The 16,767-nt window shown below is 37.3% G+C and carries 14 protein-coding genes; 13 read left to right on the plus strand and 1 reads right to left on the minus strand.

Translation table 11 applies throughout. From position 1 onward, the window contains the following. Positions 1-17: 17 nt before the first annotated feature. Positions 18-1,208 (plus strand): hypothetical protein, encoded by a 1,191-nt coding sequence (locus BXY82_RS03345; RefSeq protein ID WP_133756758.1) that lies wholly within the window; start codon positions 18-20, stop codon positions 1,206-1,208. A gap of 214 nt (positions 1,209-1,422) precedes the next feature. On the opposite strand, the gene BXY82_RS03350 is transcribed toward BXY82_RS03345, so the two are convergent. Continuing rightward, positions 1,423-4,674 carry a zinc-dependent metalloprotease gene (locus BXY82_RS03350; protein ID WP_133756759.1) on the minus strand — a complete coding sequence of 1,084 codons (3,252 nt, stop codon included), beginning with the start codon at positions 4,672-4,674 and terminating at the stop codon, positions 1,423-1,425. Between the two features lie 74 nt (positions 4,675-4,748). On the opposite strand from BXY82_RS03350, the gene BXY82_RS03355 reads away from it, so the two are divergent. The 12 genes from BXY82_RS03355 to BXY82_RS03410 all read left to right on the plus strand — a co-directional run bounded on the left by BXY82_RS03355 (position 4,749) and on the right by BXY82_RS03410 (position 16,703). After that, positions 4,749-5,288, plus strand: a complete 540-nt coding sequence (locus BXY82_RS03355; protein ID WP_133756760.1) for a hypothetical protein — start codon at positions 4,749-4,751, stop codon at positions 5,286-5,288. A gap of 102 nt (positions 5,289-5,390) precedes the next feature. Further along, complete coding sequence (locus BXY82_RS03360) at positions 5,391-6,326, plus strand: bifunctional riboflavin kinase/FAD synthetase (RefSeq protein ID WP_133756761.1); 936 nt, start codon at positions 5,391-5,393, stop codon at positions 6,324-6,326. Next, positions 6,319-7,647, plus strand: coding sequence for an HTTM domain-containing protein (locus tag BXY82_RS03365; protein ID WP_133756762.1), 1,329 nt, complete (start codon positions 6,319-6,321; stop codon positions 7,645-7,647). Before BXY82_RS03360 ends, BXY82_RS03365 begins: the two co-directional genes overlap by 8 nt. 108 nt (positions 7,648-7,755) lie before the next feature. Further along, positions 7,756-9,024: a serine--tRNA ligase gene (gene serS, locus BXY82_RS03370; RefSeq protein ID WP_133756763.1), complete on the plus strand. Its 1,269-nt coding sequence runs from the start codon at positions 7,756-7,758 to the stop codon at positions 9,022-9,024. 386 nt (positions 9,025-9,410) lie between these two features. Further along, positions 9,411-11,195: a tetratricopeptide repeat protein gene (locus tag BXY82_RS03375; RefSeq protein WP_243835667.1), complete on the plus strand. Its 1,785-nt coding sequence runs from the start codon at positions 9,411-9,413 to the stop codon at positions 11,193-11,195. Between the two features lie 179 nt (positions 11,196-11,374). After that, the gene (locus BXY82_RS03380) at positions 11,375-11,698 is read left to right on the plus strand and encodes a DUF4286 family protein (protein WP_133756764.1); all 324 of its coding nucleotides are present in this window, start codon (positions 11,375-11,377) and stop codon (positions 11,696-11,698) included. A gap of 125 nt (positions 11,699-11,823) precedes the next feature. After that, positions 11,824-12,609: a 16S rRNA (adenine(1518)-N(6)/adenine(1519)-N(6))-dimethyltransferase RsmA gene (rsmA, locus tag BXY82_RS03385; RefSeq protein ID WP_133756765.1), complete on the plus strand. Its 786-nt coding sequence runs from the start codon at positions 11,824-11,826 to the stop codon at positions 12,607-12,609. A 19-nt stretch (positions 12,610-12,628) separates the two neighbouring features. Beyond that, positions 12,629-14,002, plus strand: a complete 1,374-nt coding sequence (mgtE, locus tag BXY82_RS03390) for a magnesium transporter (RefSeq protein WP_133756766.1) — start codon at positions 12,629-12,631, stop codon at positions 14,000-14,002. Positions 14,003-14,235: 233 nt separating this feature from the next. Beyond that, positions 14,236-15,174, plus strand: a complete 939-nt coding sequence (locus BXY82_RS03395) for a 2-hydroxyacid dehydrogenase (RefSeq protein ID WP_133756767.1) — start codon at positions 14,236-14,238, stop codon at positions 15,172-15,174. Between the two features lie 158 nt (positions 15,175-15,332). Continuing rightward, the gene (locus BXY82_RS03400; protein ID WP_133756768.1) at positions 15,333-15,704 is read left to right on the plus strand and encodes a VOC family protein; all 372 of its coding nucleotides are present in this window, start codon (positions 15,333-15,335) and stop codon (positions 15,702-15,704) included. A gap of 38 nt (positions 15,705-15,742) precedes the next feature. Then, entirely contained in the window at positions 15,743-16,201 is a 459-nt protein-coding gene (locus BXY82_RS03405) for a DUF1801 domain-containing protein (RefSeq protein WP_133756769.1), read from the plus strand. 115 nt (positions 16,202-16,316) lie between these two features. Then, on the plus strand, positions 16,317-16,703 hold the full coding sequence (locus tag BXY82_RS03410) for a VOC family protein (RefSeq protein WP_133756770.1): 387 nt from the start codon (positions 16,317-16,319) through the stop codon (positions 16,701-16,703). Positions 16,704-16,767 lie beyond the last annotated feature (64 nt).

Genomic DNA, 16,767 nt, shown 5'->3' on the forward strand with positions numbered 1-16,767 from the left:
ATTAACAAGTAAACATTATGAAAAAAACAATTTCAAAAGTTTTAGGAACAGTATTTTTATTTTCCTTACTATTTACAACGTCATGTTCAAGTGATGATGACGCTACAATTGATGATGGTGGAAGCTCATTCGTATTAAACCGTGAAGATTTAAAAGGAGAAATCAACAGTGGAGAAGTGGTTTTAGAATCTGGAACCTACAAATTGACTGGAAAATTAATCGTGAATTCAGGTGCTAAATTAACTATTAAAGAAGGCGTTAGAATTGAAGCAACGTCAGTAGCAAGTTCAGATTTTGCAGCTGTACGTTATATTGCAGTCGCACAAGGCGGTAAAATTGACGTCCAAGGTTCATCTTCAAATCCAGTAGTCATGACAGCTGCAACAAAAGCACCAGGCTCTTGGGGCGGACTTGTATTATGCGGGAAAGCACCTATCAACAAAGGAATTACAGCATCTGCTGAAGTTTCTGACTTAACTTATGGTGGCAACGAACCAAATGACAATTCAGGTTCTATCAAATATTTAAGATTAGAATATACTGGATTTGCTTACAATTCTGAAAAAGAATTTAACGGCTTATCATTATTTGGTGTAGGTAACGGAACAACTATCGAGTATGTACAATCTTACGAAGGTTCAGATGATGGTTTCGAATTTTTTGGAGGAACAGCAGTTGCAAAATATTTAGTAGTAAGCAACTTCTCTGAGCAAGTAGGTGATGATATGTTTGACTGGACTGAAGGTTGGTCTGGAGCAGGTGAAAACTGGTTTGGTATCAGATCTAATGCTGGTAACAGAGGTATTGAAGCTGACAACAACTCTAACAACCATTTAGCAACACCAATCTCTAATCCTACAATTAAAAACTTAACATTAATTGGTTTAGGAGCTGCTGATACAAGTTCAGAAACACAAGCAATTAAATTACGTGTAGGTACTAAAGCAAAATTTGACAATTTAGTATTGAGCAACTGGAAAACAGGTTTTGACGTTCAACACGATGAAAGTTTAGGCTATGTAACTGCTGGTTCATTAGTGGCAACAAACGTGAAATTTGACAACATCACAAAGTTATCTTCAGGTAAAAACACTGCAGGAACAGCGGTTGATGTTTCTGCCATGTTCTCTGTCAATGAAAATGCTACGGGTGCAGGTAATGGTACTGCTAAACCAACTTGGGCTAATGGCTGGACTGTTGGTCTATAATAAAATCAAAATGCTCAGTTAGGTCTACGTATTTTAGAAAGACCCTTTCATTCGATTGAAAGGGTCTTTTGTCTGAGGTAAAAAACCAATCAAACTGAAGTTATTTAATTGAGAGGATAGCAATGCAAAGTCAGGCATAATCTTCTTAAGTAACTGCTACAAAAAAGCCGCCTCCAACTATAGAGACGGCTTTGATGTTCAGTAAAGATTTTAATTAATTCACCAAAATCTTCTTAGTAGCTTTCCTTAACCCATCGGTAATGGTCATCAAATACATTCCCGACTGGGCATTGTCTAAACGAATGGTTTCCCTAAAATTAGTAGTGTTGAAATAGCGCTTCTCGAATACTTTACGACCTCTAATATCATAAACATCAATTTCTACGGCCTCACCGGAAGATGATTGCAGTTTTACTGTAAATTCGCCTTTACTCGGATTTGGAAAAAGTCCAAAGCCTACAAATTCTTTGTCTTCAATGGCAAGTGGCCGTGACAGACATAATTGAAGTGTAAACTCAATAAACTGACCACCATCCGTATCAAATAAATCAATGACATTTAATTTCCATTGTCCTCCTGACATTTCACCATTTAATTGTGATAAATTTTCTTCAGGTATATATGATCCTGTAAAGGGGGCAGTACCATTAGTGATGGAATCAGTGGCTTGCTGATCAAAGACCGTATTCGTATAATTCTTAGCCTCGGGCAGTCCATTATTGTTGGTTAAAATTATGGAGGTACCTTCCGGACTAACTAACACAAGTTTTAAGTCTCTTACCCAATCATGCTGAATATTTACTTTGACTTCAACATCAGTAACGGGCAAATTTTCCTGTACATTGATAATAGATGTATAGGTGGCCGCTGCATCGGGTAGAATGATAATAGGTGTGTCTGTTGCAGTTATTGGATCGCCACAGGTAGAAATACCGGTAGAAAAGCTGTAAACCGGAGAAGTCTTAGAGCCGGAACAGCGATTTACACCAGTAACTCTCCAATAATATACAGTTTCATCAGCTAAATTGGTGGTGTATGTATTAGTGTTCAGAATCTGGCTTTCCACAATAGCATCAAAATTGGCGGTTGTGGAAATCTCCAAAAGATAGGATTCTATATTAACATCAGCATTCCAAGAAAAGTCAATTTCCCCATATAGTCCCGAAGCACCATTTGAGGGGGAGGTTAAAGTGACAGGTTTTATGACACTATTAAATACTGCCAACTCCACTATAGAGGACTGCGTCAGACTACCGGACGTACCAACCGCCGTAATTGGATAATTGCCTGGCGCAATAGCACCTGTTTCAGAAATGGTCATTGTCACTGCAGTACCGTTTACGCTAGCTGATGTAGGATTAAATGTGGCAGTAGCACCTGACGGTAAGTTCTTAACTGAAAACACCGTATTTTGGGCGTAACCTCCATAAGTATTATAGGTAAAGTTATAGACTGCACTTTCAGGTTGACAGATTGCAATTGAGGTTGTTGTAAAATTCAAAAGATAATCGACCGTTATAATCTTGAAATTTGTAGTATTCACATTATAAAAAATATTGCCAACACCCTCCACTAATATTCGTGCTTTAGATGTTTCAGTACCATTTGGCACTTTAATATCATGAGCACCATCATTAGGAACATTTGCCGCCAAAATATAAGGAAAAGTGACCCCGCCATCAATAGATAATTTGATGTTAACAGTAGGTGTGTTTATAGGTGCGCGATTGGTATTGGCGACATCCCAAGTGACTTTTTTGGTCGCACCAATTTCCCAAGTAATATTTTCATTTTGAGACGTTACCTTAAAAGGTCCTGGCGCATCAATTGTATGCACTTCCATAACGTCTACCGCCGTCTGGCCACCGCGCGTATCATTATCTCTAACCGTAAATGCAAAAGTCAGGGTTCTTTCAATAGATGGTAATTTTTCCCATGTTGTAGAGATGCCGCCATTGAACAATACGTCTTCGTATCTTGGTATGTACCTTACAGGACTGGCTGAGGGATTTAAAGATCGAATAATAGGTCCGTATCGTGTTGTTTCAGTTGCAGGACCAGCTTCGCCTAAATCAAATTGTTCCCAAGTGTAGGTGTGGGTAGATTTACCGTCAGCATCTGTAGAGGACCCCGTTAATTTAAAGGGTGTTGAAATAGGAATATTGTAGGATGGACCCGCCATTGCTTTTGGAGCGGTATTACCCGTTGCAGTTAAAATGGCACAGGTACTGTTACCTTGGGTAATATTGGTCCATATTTGCTGCAAACTTATTTGATGAAAGTAATCACTGCTGGCACGTTGCACATTTTGTGGCGCACATAATCCCGCATATGCCATAATCGTAGACCCACTGCCTGGTTCATAAGCCGATATTTCAGACCTATTTTGCAGACAATTACCTACACCACTATTGAAGGTATGCGTCGCACCAAATTGATGTCCCATTTCATGAGCTACATAGTCTATATTATAAGGATCGCCAATAGGTTGAGACAACCCCGTTGTACCTCCTCCTTTACTGTTGGTACATACACGCGCCAGGTAGGCACTCCCTCCTGAACCTGTGGTAAAGGTATGTCCTATATCATAAGCATTAACACCAATTTTAGTGTTTATAATGTTAGTAATCTCTCCTATATTACCAGTATTGGAAAATATGCTGTTATTTGTGGTAGAAATCAGTAGATTATTATTTGCTACCAAAGACATTCTCAGTGATAATTCTCTATCGTAAATTCCATTTACCCTTGTCATTGTCGTGTTGATTGCTGACAATGCCGAAGCCACAGTACCACCATGAAAATTAGTATATTCTATACTTGTACCAATAGCCAATCTAAAAGTACGCCTCATACCATCATTAGCATTTTTTAAAGCCTCCATGGGTCTGGCCATTTCTACCTGATTTACGAGACCGTCATCAATAACGCCACATTCAAACACTCGTTCTTTTATAGGAATGGCGTTTCTTGAAAACACTTCATACGCACCGTCTTTGGTATACGGATTGATAAAGTGAGCGGCTTCATTGGGAGCTAGGGTCATGGCATGCAAACCCTGAGGAGAAACACTAAAATATACAACCGTGGCAGGATTATTCAAACTATTTCCCATATAAGAACGGATTTCAGGAAACTTAGACTGAAGGTCAGGATGCATGACGGAATATTCCATAATTTTAAACGTTTCCAGATTGCCATCAACATCTGGAAAATCGAGAAGCGTTTTAGAAGACACTCCCGAATCTCGTTGAGGCGCAGTAGTAATACGCCTCTTTAAAACGTCCATATTTAGGTTATAATACGTTGCTTTTTCAGGAATTGATTGTTGAGGTAGCATTTTGTTTAAAGAGATATCCTCTTTTAAAATCTTGGTCCATGCCGATTCATTTTTCTGGGCATAACCCATCGAAAAAGCAAAAATAACTATTGAAAACACGGATGCTTTTAAGTATTTGATATCCATTTAAATTCTTTTTACTACTATATTTAACATTCGGAAAGTTACATTCAAAATAAATAACTTACAAAAAACAATTCATGTTTATAAAAATGCCAATTCAAGTGCTTGTATTATTCCTTTTAATTGGTGCAACTTCCTGCAAAAGTCAAACCAACACCATGAAAGATTCTGACAACTTAAACACATATTCTAACTGTCCTGATAATGGCGACTGCAGCTTTAAAGTGTTACCAAATACTTCAAATATTTTTAATACGGACGAATTTGACATTGGTTATCTTGAACAAATAAAAACAGACAGTATTCTTTTAATTTTTGAATATAACCGACATAAAACCCCAAATAATCCTGACGATTATCATATAGAACGCGTTTACATAGAACTTCCCTCCAAACCGCAACCTCTTGCATTAAATGATGTGGCACTACAACAAGTTAATTTACTGTTTGAGCGGTTGTGCTATTGTAAAGGAGAAACAGGAGTTTACCAAATTAGCAATGGTTCTCTAACTCTAACATCTTTAAAACAAAACAAATTTCATTTAAACCTGCACTTTTCAACCTCTGAAGTACCACAAAGCATCAGTGAAATAGATGAACTATTTAGCTTAAAATAAGCCCATGCAGCTGCTGTTGGATATTTGTGTCATACTGAGATTCAAATCAGCTATTGTAATTTTTTTTAAACCCTTAAATAGTTATTTTTACAAAAAAATAACTTGAAGGTCATTACCCCCACAAAACATTCGATACCCAAAACACCATCAGTCGTTACCATTGGCACTTTTGATGGCGTTCATATTGGTCATCAAAAAATTATCAAGAAACTGACCAAGAAAGCGGCAGACCATCATCTTATTTCTGTTGTACTTACTTTTTTTCCACACCCTCGGATGGTGTTGCAACAAAATGCGAACATTAAATTATTAAACACTATTGCTGAACGCAAGGAAATTTTATCGGCATTAGGATTGGATTATATTTATGTACAAGAGTTTACGAAGGCGTTTGCAGAAATGAGTGCACGTGATTTTGTAAAACACATATTAGTTGAAAAACTCCATGTAAGGCACGTCATTATTGGTTATGATCATCATTTTGGAAAAGACCGATCGGCCAATATTGATGACTTAAAGGCATACGGTACAGAATTTGGCTTTGAAGTAGAAGAAATTTCAGCGCAAGATGTAAAAGACGTAGCCGTAAGCTCTACTAAAATAAGAAATGCTTTGAATTCCGGCGATATTATAACAGCTACAGCATTTTTAGGATATGATTATTATATAAACGGCACCGTGGTACATGGCAAAGGTGTTGGTAAGAAAATGGAATTTCCAACCGCCAACATCAGTATAGATGAGCCCTATAAATTGATTCCAAAAAATGGCGTTTATGTCATTTCTTCCATTTATAATGATAAAATTATTTACGGAATGATGAATATAGGGATAAATCCAACATTTGAGGGTGACAAAACAACCATTGAAGCTCATTTTTTTGATTTTAATGAAAATCTGTATGGACAGAAACTGAGAATTTATTTTTTAGATCGATTAAGGGATGAACGTAAATTTGAATCTGTTAATGCACTTATAACACAGCTAAGGCAAGATCGTTATAATGCCAAACAAACAATTACAAAGCGTAATGCATAAGCTTCTCTTTAAACATATCGATAATAGCGCGCTGATTGTTTTCCGAATTATTTTCGGATTTCTTATTATAATGGAAAGTATTGGCGCCATTTCTACAGGTTATATTAGGCGCACCCTTATGGAACCCCAAGTGACATTCTCTTTTATTGGGTTTGAGTGGCTACAACCACTTCCAGGCTATGGCATGTACTATTATTACGGCGTTATGGGACTATGCGGGCTTTTTATAATGATTGGTTATAAGTACCGTTGGAGCATGTTGGCCTTTACAATACTATGGACGGGGACCTATTTAATGCAAAAATCTTCTTATAATAATCATTACTATTTATTAATTCTGTTAAGTGCTATCATGGTGTTTCAACCAGCACATAAATACCTTTCCGTAGATGTCAGATTAAATCCAAAAATTAAGATGATATCTATGCCCAATTGGTGTGCATTAGTCTTCATATTGCAAATGTTTATCGTTTACACCTACGGCGCTATTGCAAAGATCTATCCTGACTGGCTGAATGCTTCGGTAGCAGAAATCTTAATGAAAAGCAAGGAAGATTATGTATTGGTGGGGAAACTCCTCCAACAAAAATGGACCCACTATGCCATTGCTTACGTGGGTATTGTATTTGACGCCTTAATCATTCCACTATTTTTATGGAAACGCACAAGAGTATTGGCTTTTTGTGCGTCCATCTTCTTTCATCTTTTCAATTCCTTTATATTTCAGATTGGAATATTTCCGTATTTATCATTATCCTTTGCGTTATTCTTCTTCTCATCGTCCACCATACACCGTTTATTTTTAAAAAATAAACCATATTATGACCAGCAAGAGATTATCGTACCAAAGTATCATAAACCATTTATCGCAGTATTTATAACTTACTTCATAATACAAATAGGCCTTCCGCTACGGCACTGGTTTTTTACGGATGATGTTTTATGGACTGAAGAAGGTCATCGCTTATCATGGCGTATGATGTTACGGGCAAAAAGCGGGCACTCCACTTTTAAAGTGGTGGATGCTAAAACAAACGAACAGATTCCCATTAAGTTAGAAGATTATCTATCTAGCAAGCAATTGCGCACGGTGAGCACAAAGCCCGATGTTATTTGGCAGTTTTCTCAACGATTGAAGCGACTTTTTGCAGCGCAAGGGAGGGATGTTAAAGTCTACGTTACAACGTATGTACGCGTTAACGGGGGCGAACTGAAACAGCTTATTGATCCTAATGTCGATTTAGCGAATGAAGAATGGCATCCATTTAAACACAGCGACTGGCTACTACCTTCTCAGCAGGAAAAATTACCTAAAGATTAAGTTTTCTAATTGTTTCAAACTTCCTTCATATAAAATTAAGTCAACTGTCTAGTTATGGCAAGGCGGATGCCCAAAATTTACTTATTTTTACCATCAAATTAAATAATTATGTTACAAGTACCATTTATTAGAGAAAACCGAGACCATGTGATTGAGGCCTTAAAAAAAAGAAACCTTGATGCTACACAAATGATTGACGATGTGATTGCTTTTGATGAATCGAGAAGGCGATTACAAACGGAATTGGATAATACTTTGGCAGAATCTAACGGTTTATCAAAGGAAATAGGAAACTTGTACAAATCCGGTCATGCGGATAAAGCGAATGCATTAAAAGCGCGTACTGGTGAGCTTAAAGAAAGTTCAAAAACACTTGGAGAGGAACTTAATACCACCGTTGAAAATTTGAATCAGCTGCTATACAAACTTCCAAATGTACCTCATAAAAGTGTTCCTGCAGGAAGCACAGAAGATGATAATGAGGAAGTATACAAAAAAGGAGCTATTCCTAAATTGCACGAAAAGGCTTTACCACATTGGGAATTAGCCAAAAAATATGACATCATTGATTTTGAATTGGGCAATAAGATTACCGGCGCAGGATTTCCTGTGTATAAAGGTAAGGGCGCCAGATTACAACGTGCGTTAATTGCCTATTTTCTTGACAAAAATACAGCAGCTGGATATACTGAATATCAGTTGCCCCTTTTAGTAAATGAAGCTTCAGGATTTGGTACAGGGCAATTGCCAGACAAGGAAGGGCAAATGTACCATGTAACGGAAGATAACCTGTATCTCATTCCTACAGCTGAAGTTCCTGGAACTAATATTTTTAGAGATGAATTACTTAACGAATCTGATCTTCCTATCGGGATTACAGGCTACACACCATGTTTTAGACGAGAAGCTGGAAGTTATGGCGCTCATGTAAGAGGTTTAAACCGGTTGCACCAATTTGATAAAGTTGAAATTTTACGTGTAGAGCATCCTGATAATTCCTACCAAGCACTTGATGCTATGGTAGAACACGTAAAAGGCATATTAGATGAGTTAGAGTTACCATACCGAATTTTGCGATTGTGTGGTGGCGATTTGGGGTTCACTTCAGCATTGACGTATGATTTTGAAGTGTTCTCTACAGCTCAGGATCGTTGGTTAGAAATTTCTTCAGTGTCAAATTTTGAGACTTTTCAGGCCAACCGCTTAAAATTGCGTTTTAAAAATTCTGAAGGCAAAAATGAATTGGCGCATACCTTAAACGGAAGCGCATTGGCTTTACCTCGAGTTTTGGCAGGAATTTTAGAGAATTACCAAACTGAAGACGGCATCAATATTCCAAAAGTTTTAATTCCATATACAGGTTTTAAAAAGATTTAAAATTGTAAGAATTTTCGTTAAAATTCGGATAAAACGCTAAAAAAACACGTTGTTCAACGAATTTTTGTAATATTTTTTTGTTATTCGAGATTTTTTTTTGATGTTAGTAATCCCAAATGACAATTAAGATCATATGAAAAATTTTATGCGACTTTTAATACTTATCTCATTGGTGGTATTAATGATTAAGGTTCTGATTTAGTTAGAAATAGTCCTCACAATATTAAGATTACCAACCAGGATAACTGAATCATTTTATATAATTAATGGTTAATAGCACATTTATTTTGATGGTAATGCCCAAACGTAAGTTTGGGCTTTTTTTTTATTATAACATTCATATTAGCAACCTCCATAAAATGCATATATTTCCATAAATTAGTCCTATGAAAGGGTTTATATGTATGCTCATCTTCTTTAACAGTTTTTTATCGTATACCCAAAACGATGAGGAACAAGTGGCTGCGGACTATTATAAGCGTGGTGAATTTGAAAAAGCTCTGCTCACCTACCAAAAGCTTTACGAGGCCCAACCAAGCAACTACAACGTCATCTTCCATCTGATTAAAACGTATCAAGAACTCGAACTTTTTGACGATGCCGAAACATTAATTGCATCTAAGATGACGCAATATCGTAATCCGTCCCTCATAATTGAATTGGGTTATAATTATCAATTGCGAAACGACCTTGAGAAAGCGCAAACCTATTATGAGGAAGCACTAACAGCTCTTGAAGAACGTCCGGAATACGCCGCTTTAATTGCACGTCAATTTGAACAACATTCTTTATTGGACTACGCCATTAAAAGCTATAACAAAGGTATGGCGCTAAATCCTGAGGCTAATTATTTTCGGGAGTTGGCTAGCGTGTATGGAGAACTAGGCAATATAGAACAGCTCTTCAGTAATTATATGGCATATGTAGAACTTAAACCTGAATACCTAAACAGTATAAAACGGGAGTTTAGCGATTTTGTATCAGAAAATAAAGACAATGATAACAACATTCTCCTAAAAAAGCAATTGCTTAAAAAAATACAAACCCAACCGCACCCGTATTGGTACGAATTACTCAGTTGGCTTTTTATTCAGGAAAAAGATTACAATAAAGCCTTCACACAAGAAAAAGCTTTATACATGCGTCAACGCGAAAGTTTAGGCCGGATTATTGAAGTGGCATTAACAGCGTTAAGCGACAAGCAAAATACAATAGCGACTGACATTTTTAACTATGTTTTAGAACACACCCAAGACATTACAGCCATACTGCAAGTCCACTACTATTTGTTAAGCATTAAGACCGACACTGCGACTATTGAAGATTTACCAGATATAGAACAAAAATACCTCGATCTTTTTTCCAACTACGGACGGTCTCAACAAACCTTGGCACTACAAATAGCCTATGCCAATTTTCTTGCCTTCCAATTAAAAAAGCCAGATGCTGCCAGCAAATTCTTAAAAGAAACTTTAGACCTTAACATTTCTACCCAGCAACAAGCTATAGTTAAAATGGCTTTAGGCGATATACTTGTGTTGCAAGAAAAATTTAATGAAGGCCTTATTTTTTATACCCAGATTCAAGCCACTTTGAAAAACAGCCCAATAGCGCAGGAAGCGCGATTTAAAGTTGCGAAAACCAGTTATTACAAGGGTGATTTTGATTGGGCAGAATCTCAATTAAATGTCTTGAAATCATCCACATCCCAACTTATTGCGAATGATGCATTAGATTTAAAACTACTTATTTCTGACAATAAATATGAAGACTCACTTCGAGTCGCATTACAACTGTATGCCAAGGCTGATTTAATGGCGTTCCAAAATAAGGCTGAGGCGGCTATTGCACTTTTAGACCGCGTATTGATTGAACATAAAGGTGAAAGCATAGAAGATCAAGCCCTCTTTAAACAAGCAGAATTATTTAAAAAGACAAAACAGTATGATCGTGCAATCACAAACTATGAAGCTGTTATTGCACATTATTCGGATGGAATTTTGGCAGATGATGCCTACTATTATTTAGCTGAACTCTATGCAAACATCCTTCAAGAACCTGAGAAAGCGAAAGCCCTATATGAAAAAATCATCTTTAACCATCAGGACAGCATTTATTTTGTAGAAGCCAGAAAGCAATTTAGAATGTTACGTGGCGACGTTATAAATTAAATAAAAGGCAGCTTTCAGTATTTTTACCGACTAAAACCAGCATAAAAAAACGCTGTTTTTCTTGATGGCAGTCAATAACTTCAGTAATTTGCAGAATATTCTTTAAATATGTAAAGAAGCCTCAAACAGTTGTCATTTTTTCATGACTCTAAAATTGTGGTATTTTAAATTTTAAACTTATGATTATCTATAACGTCACTTCCAATGTTGCCGCAAGCGTGCACGATCAATGGCTCGTCTGGATTAAGGAACATATTCCGCACGTATTGGCTACGGGTCATTTTACCGAAGCAAAATTAACCAAGGTAATGGTCGAAGAACATGAAGGGGCTACTACCTATTCCGTTCAATACAGAGCAAAATCTCGTGAAGCCCTAGAAAACTATTATCTTAATGACGCCGACAGATTACGTGGGGAAGCATTAAAAATGTTTGGCAATAAAGTATTGGCCTTTCGCACGGAGTTAGAGCTTATAGATGAATATACTGTAAAAACGCATTAGGGTATTCAGTAACGCCTAAAACAAATAAACGACTTCAGCTTTTCAAAATTATTCTCACTAACTTCGTGCTTTCAAGTTTAAGCTTCCTACGCCTAGTTTTTACCTACACTTAATCCTTCTAAAACGTGTCTAAAGATCATCAAGTCAAAGCAAAAAAACATCTTGGTCAGCATTTTCTGACTGATGAAAATATTGCCGAAAAAATTGCCGATTCCCTATCTTTTAAAGGGTATGACCATATTTTGGAAATTGGTCCTGGTATGGGGGTGCTCACAAAATATCTTCTAAAAAAAGAGATCACCACCCATGTCATTGAGATTGATACAGAATCTGTTTCATATCTTAAGAGCAACTATCTCAATTTAGCGGATCGGATTATTGAAAAAGATTTTTTAAAGTACAATCTTAACGAGGTATTTGACACGCAGGCCTTCGCTATAATTGGAAATTTTCCGTATAATATTTCATCACAGATCGTTTTCAAAACCTTGGATATGCGTGATCAGATTCCGGAGTTTTCTGGAATGTTTCAAAAAGAAGTAGCACTGCGCATTTGTTCTAAAGAGGGCAGTAAGGTTTATGGCATTCTATCGGTATTGACTCAGGCATTTTATGACGCTACCTATTTATTTACCGTTCCGCCAAGCGTATTCAATCCGCCACCAAAGGTAGATTCGGGGGTTTTACTATTAACCAGAAAGGATAATTACACGCTTCCATGTGATGAGAACCTGTTTTTTAGAGTGGTGAAAACAGGATTCCAACAACGGCGAAAAACATTGCGTAACAGTTTAAAATCATTGGATTTATCTGATAATTTAAAATCAAACCCTATCTTTGACCAACGCCCTGAACAGTTAAGCGTAGCACAATTTATCACGCTGACCCAACTGATTGAAAACGACAATTAACTCTTAAAAATCACACCATTTGACTGACGAGAGAGAGAACATACAATTTGAGCTAACTGACGAACTCATTGAACAGGTACAGCACCTCATCAAAATAAGACATGACGAGGAACTGGACCGGGTTTTAAGTGAATTCCATTACGCTGATATTGCTGAAATTCTTGATGAAGTTGATCTTGATGAGGCTATGTACGTCATCAAACTTCTCGATTCTGAAACCACCTCAGAAGTCTTGATGGAATTGGATGAAGATAATCGTGAAAAAGTACTGCGCAACCTTTCTTCTAAAGAAATTGCAGATGAAGTTGGAGCACTAGACACAGATGATGCTGCAGATATTATTGCCGAACTATCGGAAGAACGGCAACGCGAAGTCATTCATCACATTGAAGACGAAGGCCATAAAGCAGAGATTACTGAACTGCTTGCCTATGATGAAGACACAGCAGGTGGATTAATGGCCAAAGAGTTGGTCAAGGTATATGAGACTTGGACGGTAGAGGGCTGTTTACGCCGCATTAGAGGTCAAGCTAAAGATGTGACCAGAGTTCACTCAATTTATGTAGTTAACAAGCAAAATAAACTTATTGGGCGTCTCTCTCTTAAAGATCTGATTGTAGCTAAAAGCAACGAAAAGATTGCCGATATCTATATAAAAAGTGTGGATTATGTAAAAGTGGATGAAGACCCAGAAGAAGTAGCAAAAATAATGGCGAAATATGACTTGGAAGCCATCCCTGTTGTTGATGATGACATGGTATTGTTAGGTCGTATTACCATTGATGATATTATTGACGTTTTGCGTGAAGAGGCTGATAAGGATTACCAATTGGCAGCAGGTATTACCGGTGATGTTGAGGCTGATGATAGCATTTGGCAATTAACTAAAGCACGCTTACCTTGGCTTCTAATTGGTATGTTTGGCGGAATTGGCGCCGCCAGTATCATTAACGGGTTTAGTGACGCGATGCTAAAATTTCCTGCGTTATTATTATTTATCCCTTTAGTACAAGCAACCGCCGGAAATGTGGGCGTACAATCCTCGGCAATTGTAGTACAAGGTTTGGCTAATGACACTATTGATGGCAACATTATAAAACGATTATTTAAAGAAATGCTTTTAGGCTTGGTAAACGGGCTCGCGATTGCATTTGTAGTATTGATTATCAGTCATTTTGGATTCAAAACTACGTATTATGAATCCATGACTATTTGCATTGCACTGATCACAGTAATTATAATGGCTGCCTTAATTGGTACATTTATCCCTATTTTCTTGGATAAACGCGGGGTTGATGCAGCCGTAGCTACCGGACCTTTTATCACCACTAGTAATGACATCTTTGGTATTATGACCTATTTCCTTATCGCGAAATTGATTTTAGGGTTTTAAAAATTTATCAATTCCTTCTCTTCATTCACGGACAGGAAGATTTAATTCTTCAAATACAACGCAAATAAAAATCGCTTCCCTTTTAATGAGAGCTCGGTGCAATAACAATTTAGAAATTGAAGACGGAAGGGTTTTAAAATATATCACTCACAGCATCTGAAAATACTCACGCTTTTCTTAATTTTGATACGATAACTTCTTAAATAAACCTCTTACCCAATCAGGCAACCCGCATGAAGATCCTACATCTCGATACCAATCACCCGTTACTTATAAATCAACTTCAAGCTTATGGCTTTATAAATGATGAAGACTACACCTCTTCTAAATCAGCCATAGAGGATAAAATTCATGCGTATGATGGCGTGATCATCCGAAGCCGATTTAGCATTGACAAAACCTTTTTAGACGCTGCTACTAACTTAAAGTTCATTGGTCGTGTAGGTGCGGGATTGGAAAATATTGATGGCGATTATGCACAAAAAAAAGGAGTACAGCTTATTGCAGCACCAGAAGGCAACCGAAATGCTGTGGGTGAGCACGCCCTGGGCATGCTATTATCACTATTCAACAACCTCAATAAAGCTGATCAGGAAGTTCGTTCAGGGCATTGGCTCCGCGAAGACAACAGAGGTATTGAATTAGATGGAAAAACTGTCGGCTTAATTGGCTACGGGAATATGGGAAAAGCATTTGCTAAAAAACTCCGCGGATTTGATGTAGAGGTCCTGTGTTACGACATTCAAGATCATGTGGGCGATGCTAATGCCAAACAAGTATCACTTAACGAATTTCAAGACAGCGTTGATGTAGTGAGCTTACACACACCACAAACACCACTGACCTTAGGCATGATCAACTGCGAATTTATCAACGCTTTTAAGAAGCCCTTTTGGTTATTGAATACGGCACGTGGTAAAAGTGTGGTCACAAAAGATTTGGTGACAGCCTTAAAATCTGGCAAAATACTTGGGGCAGGCTTGGACGTTTTAGAATACGAAAAATCATCATTTGAAGATTTATTTACCTCAGAAATACCAGAAGCCTTCCAATACCTCATCACTGCAGATAATGTACTCCTTACCCCCCATGTGGCAGGCTGGACCGTGGAAAGCAAAGAGAAATTAGCACAAACAATCGTTGATAAAATTAAAAATCGATTCAAGATGTAACGTTCTTGCGCTTTAGTAAAATGTGTTTATTATAAAAATTGATGAAATAAAATCCGCTGAAGTATCCTTTTATACATATTGCAATGTGTATCTTTATTTGAAACCTAAGCACTGTTGCGCTCGATCTCACGACTTCCGTGCTTCTAAAATTACAACACATGAAACTCGGAGCATTCTCAATAAGCCTTAGTGTAAAAGACCTTAAAATATCACAAGCATTTTATGAAAACCTTGGGTTTGTTATTTTTGCAGGTCAGGCAGAAAAAAATTACCTCATCATGAAAAACGGAAATGCCTTAATAGGGCTCTTCCAAGGCATGTTTGATAATAATATCCTTACGTTCAATCCGGGTTGGGATGAAAACGCTACACCTTTAGAAGAGTTTACAGACGTTAGAACTCTGCAGAAACACTTGAAATCTAATCAGGTTCCCTTAATTTCAGAAGCCGATGAAAATACTTCTGGACCCGCCAGTTTTATGCTAACAGATCCTGACGGAAATATGATATTAGTAGACCAACACGTGTAGATGAAATTACACTTTATAGCACTATTAAATCACACCACATGCAATACGAAGCAAACTCACCTGAAGACTATATCAACCAAGTGCCTGAAGAACGTCAACACAGCTTAAGAACATTACGCAAAACCATCCTCGAAAATTTACCAGAAGGTTTCGAAGAAGGCATTCAATACGGTATGATTGGGTATTTTGTCCCACACAGTATCTACCCTGACGGCTACCATTGCAAACCCTCCGAACCTCTACCCTTTATGAGTTTTGCATCACAGAAAAACTCAATCAACCTCTATCATAGCGGTATTTATGCAATTCCTGAAATTCACGACTGGTTTGTAGCGGAATACTCAAAACATTCCACACGTAAATTAGATATGGGCAAAAGCTGTATTCGGTTTAAGAAAGCGGAAGACATCCCCTTTGAACTCATTGGAGAATTAGCTTCTAAATTATCGGTTAATGAGTGGATTGAGGTGTATGAAAAAAATGTGAAGAATAGGTAGCAATAAATAGCCATCAACGATCACTTATAATTTTACAAACCATTGATGCTATGTTGATAAAAAAAGTTTAATGTAAAATATTCCCATCTTCACGGGAATTAAAAATAAATTTTCAATGAAAAAACGCGTGACAGGAATTGGCGGATTGTTCTTTAAAAGCACAGACCCTGACGCCTCAAAAGATTGGTATAAAAAATATTTAGGCTTTGACACTGACGCTTATGGTAGCACCTTTTGGTGGAAGGATAAAGAAGGCAATGATTGTTCTACGCAATGGAGCCCGTTTCCAAAGGACACCAACTACTACGAGCCTTCTAAAAAAGACTTTATGTTCAACTATCGGGTTGAAAATTTAGAAGAACTCCTAATGGTCCTAAAAGAAGAAGGCGTGACCATTGTAGGCGACATGGAAACCCACGAGTATGGTAAATTTGGTTGGATTTTGGATAATGACGGTAACAAAATAGAACTTTGGGAACCTATCGATCAGGCATTCTTATAAAACATTAAGATTTTTTGCTATATTTAATGTTCTAATTTTAAACACCTTACTACTAACGACTAAA

The organism is Gelidibacter sediminis (assembly GCF_004364975.1).
In the GTDB taxonomy this organism is placed as follows: domain Bacteria; phylum Bacteroidota; class Bacteroidia; order Flavobacteriales; family Flavobacteriaceae; genus Gelidibacter; species Gelidibacter sediminis.

Excerpts from the sequence above, each read along its gene's own strand:
- BXY82_RS03345 (WP_133756758.1), top strand. The coding sequence starts at position 18 with ATGAAAAAAACAATTTCAAAAGTTTTAGGAACAGTATTTTTATTTTCC.
- BXY82_RS03350 (WP_133756759.1), bottom strand. The coding sequence starts at position 4,674 with ATGGATATCAAATACTTAAAAGCATCCGTGTTTTCAATAGTTATTTTT.
- BXY82_RS03355 (WP_133756760.1), top strand. The coding sequence starts at position 4,749 with ATGTTTATAAAAATGCCAATTCAAGTGCTTGTATTATTCCTTTTAATT.
- BXY82_RS03365 (WP_133756762.1), top strand. The coding sequence starts at position 6,319 with ATGCATAAGCTTCTCTTTAAACATATCGATAATAGCGCGCTGATTGTT.
- serS (WP_133756763.1), top strand. The coding sequence starts at position 7,756 with ATGTTACAAGTACCATTTATTAGAGAAAACCGAGACCATGTGATTGAG.
- BXY82_RS03375 (WP_243835667.1), top strand. The coding sequence starts at position 9,411 with ATGAAAGGGTTTATATGTATGCTCATCTTCTTTAACAGTTTTTTATCG.
- BXY82_RS03380 (WP_133756764.1), top strand. The coding sequence starts at position 11,375 with ATGATTATCTATAACGTCACTTCCAATGTTGCCGCAAGCGTGCACGAT.
- BXY82_RS03395 (WP_133756767.1), top strand. The coding sequence starts at position 14,236 with ATGAAGATCCTACATCTCGATACCAATCACCCGTTACTTATAAATCAA.
- BXY82_RS03400 (WP_133756768.1), top strand. The coding sequence starts at position 15,333 with ATGAAACTCGGAGCATTCTCAATAAGCCTTAGTGTAAAAGACCTTAAA.
- BXY82_RS03405 (WP_133756769.1), top strand. The coding sequence starts at position 15,743 with ATGCAATACGAAGCAAACTCACCTGAAGACTATATCAACCAAGTGCCT.
- BXY82_RS03410 (WP_133756770.1), top strand. The coding sequence starts at position 16,317 with ATGAAAAAACGCGTGACAGGAATTGGCGGATTGTTCTTTAAAAGCACA.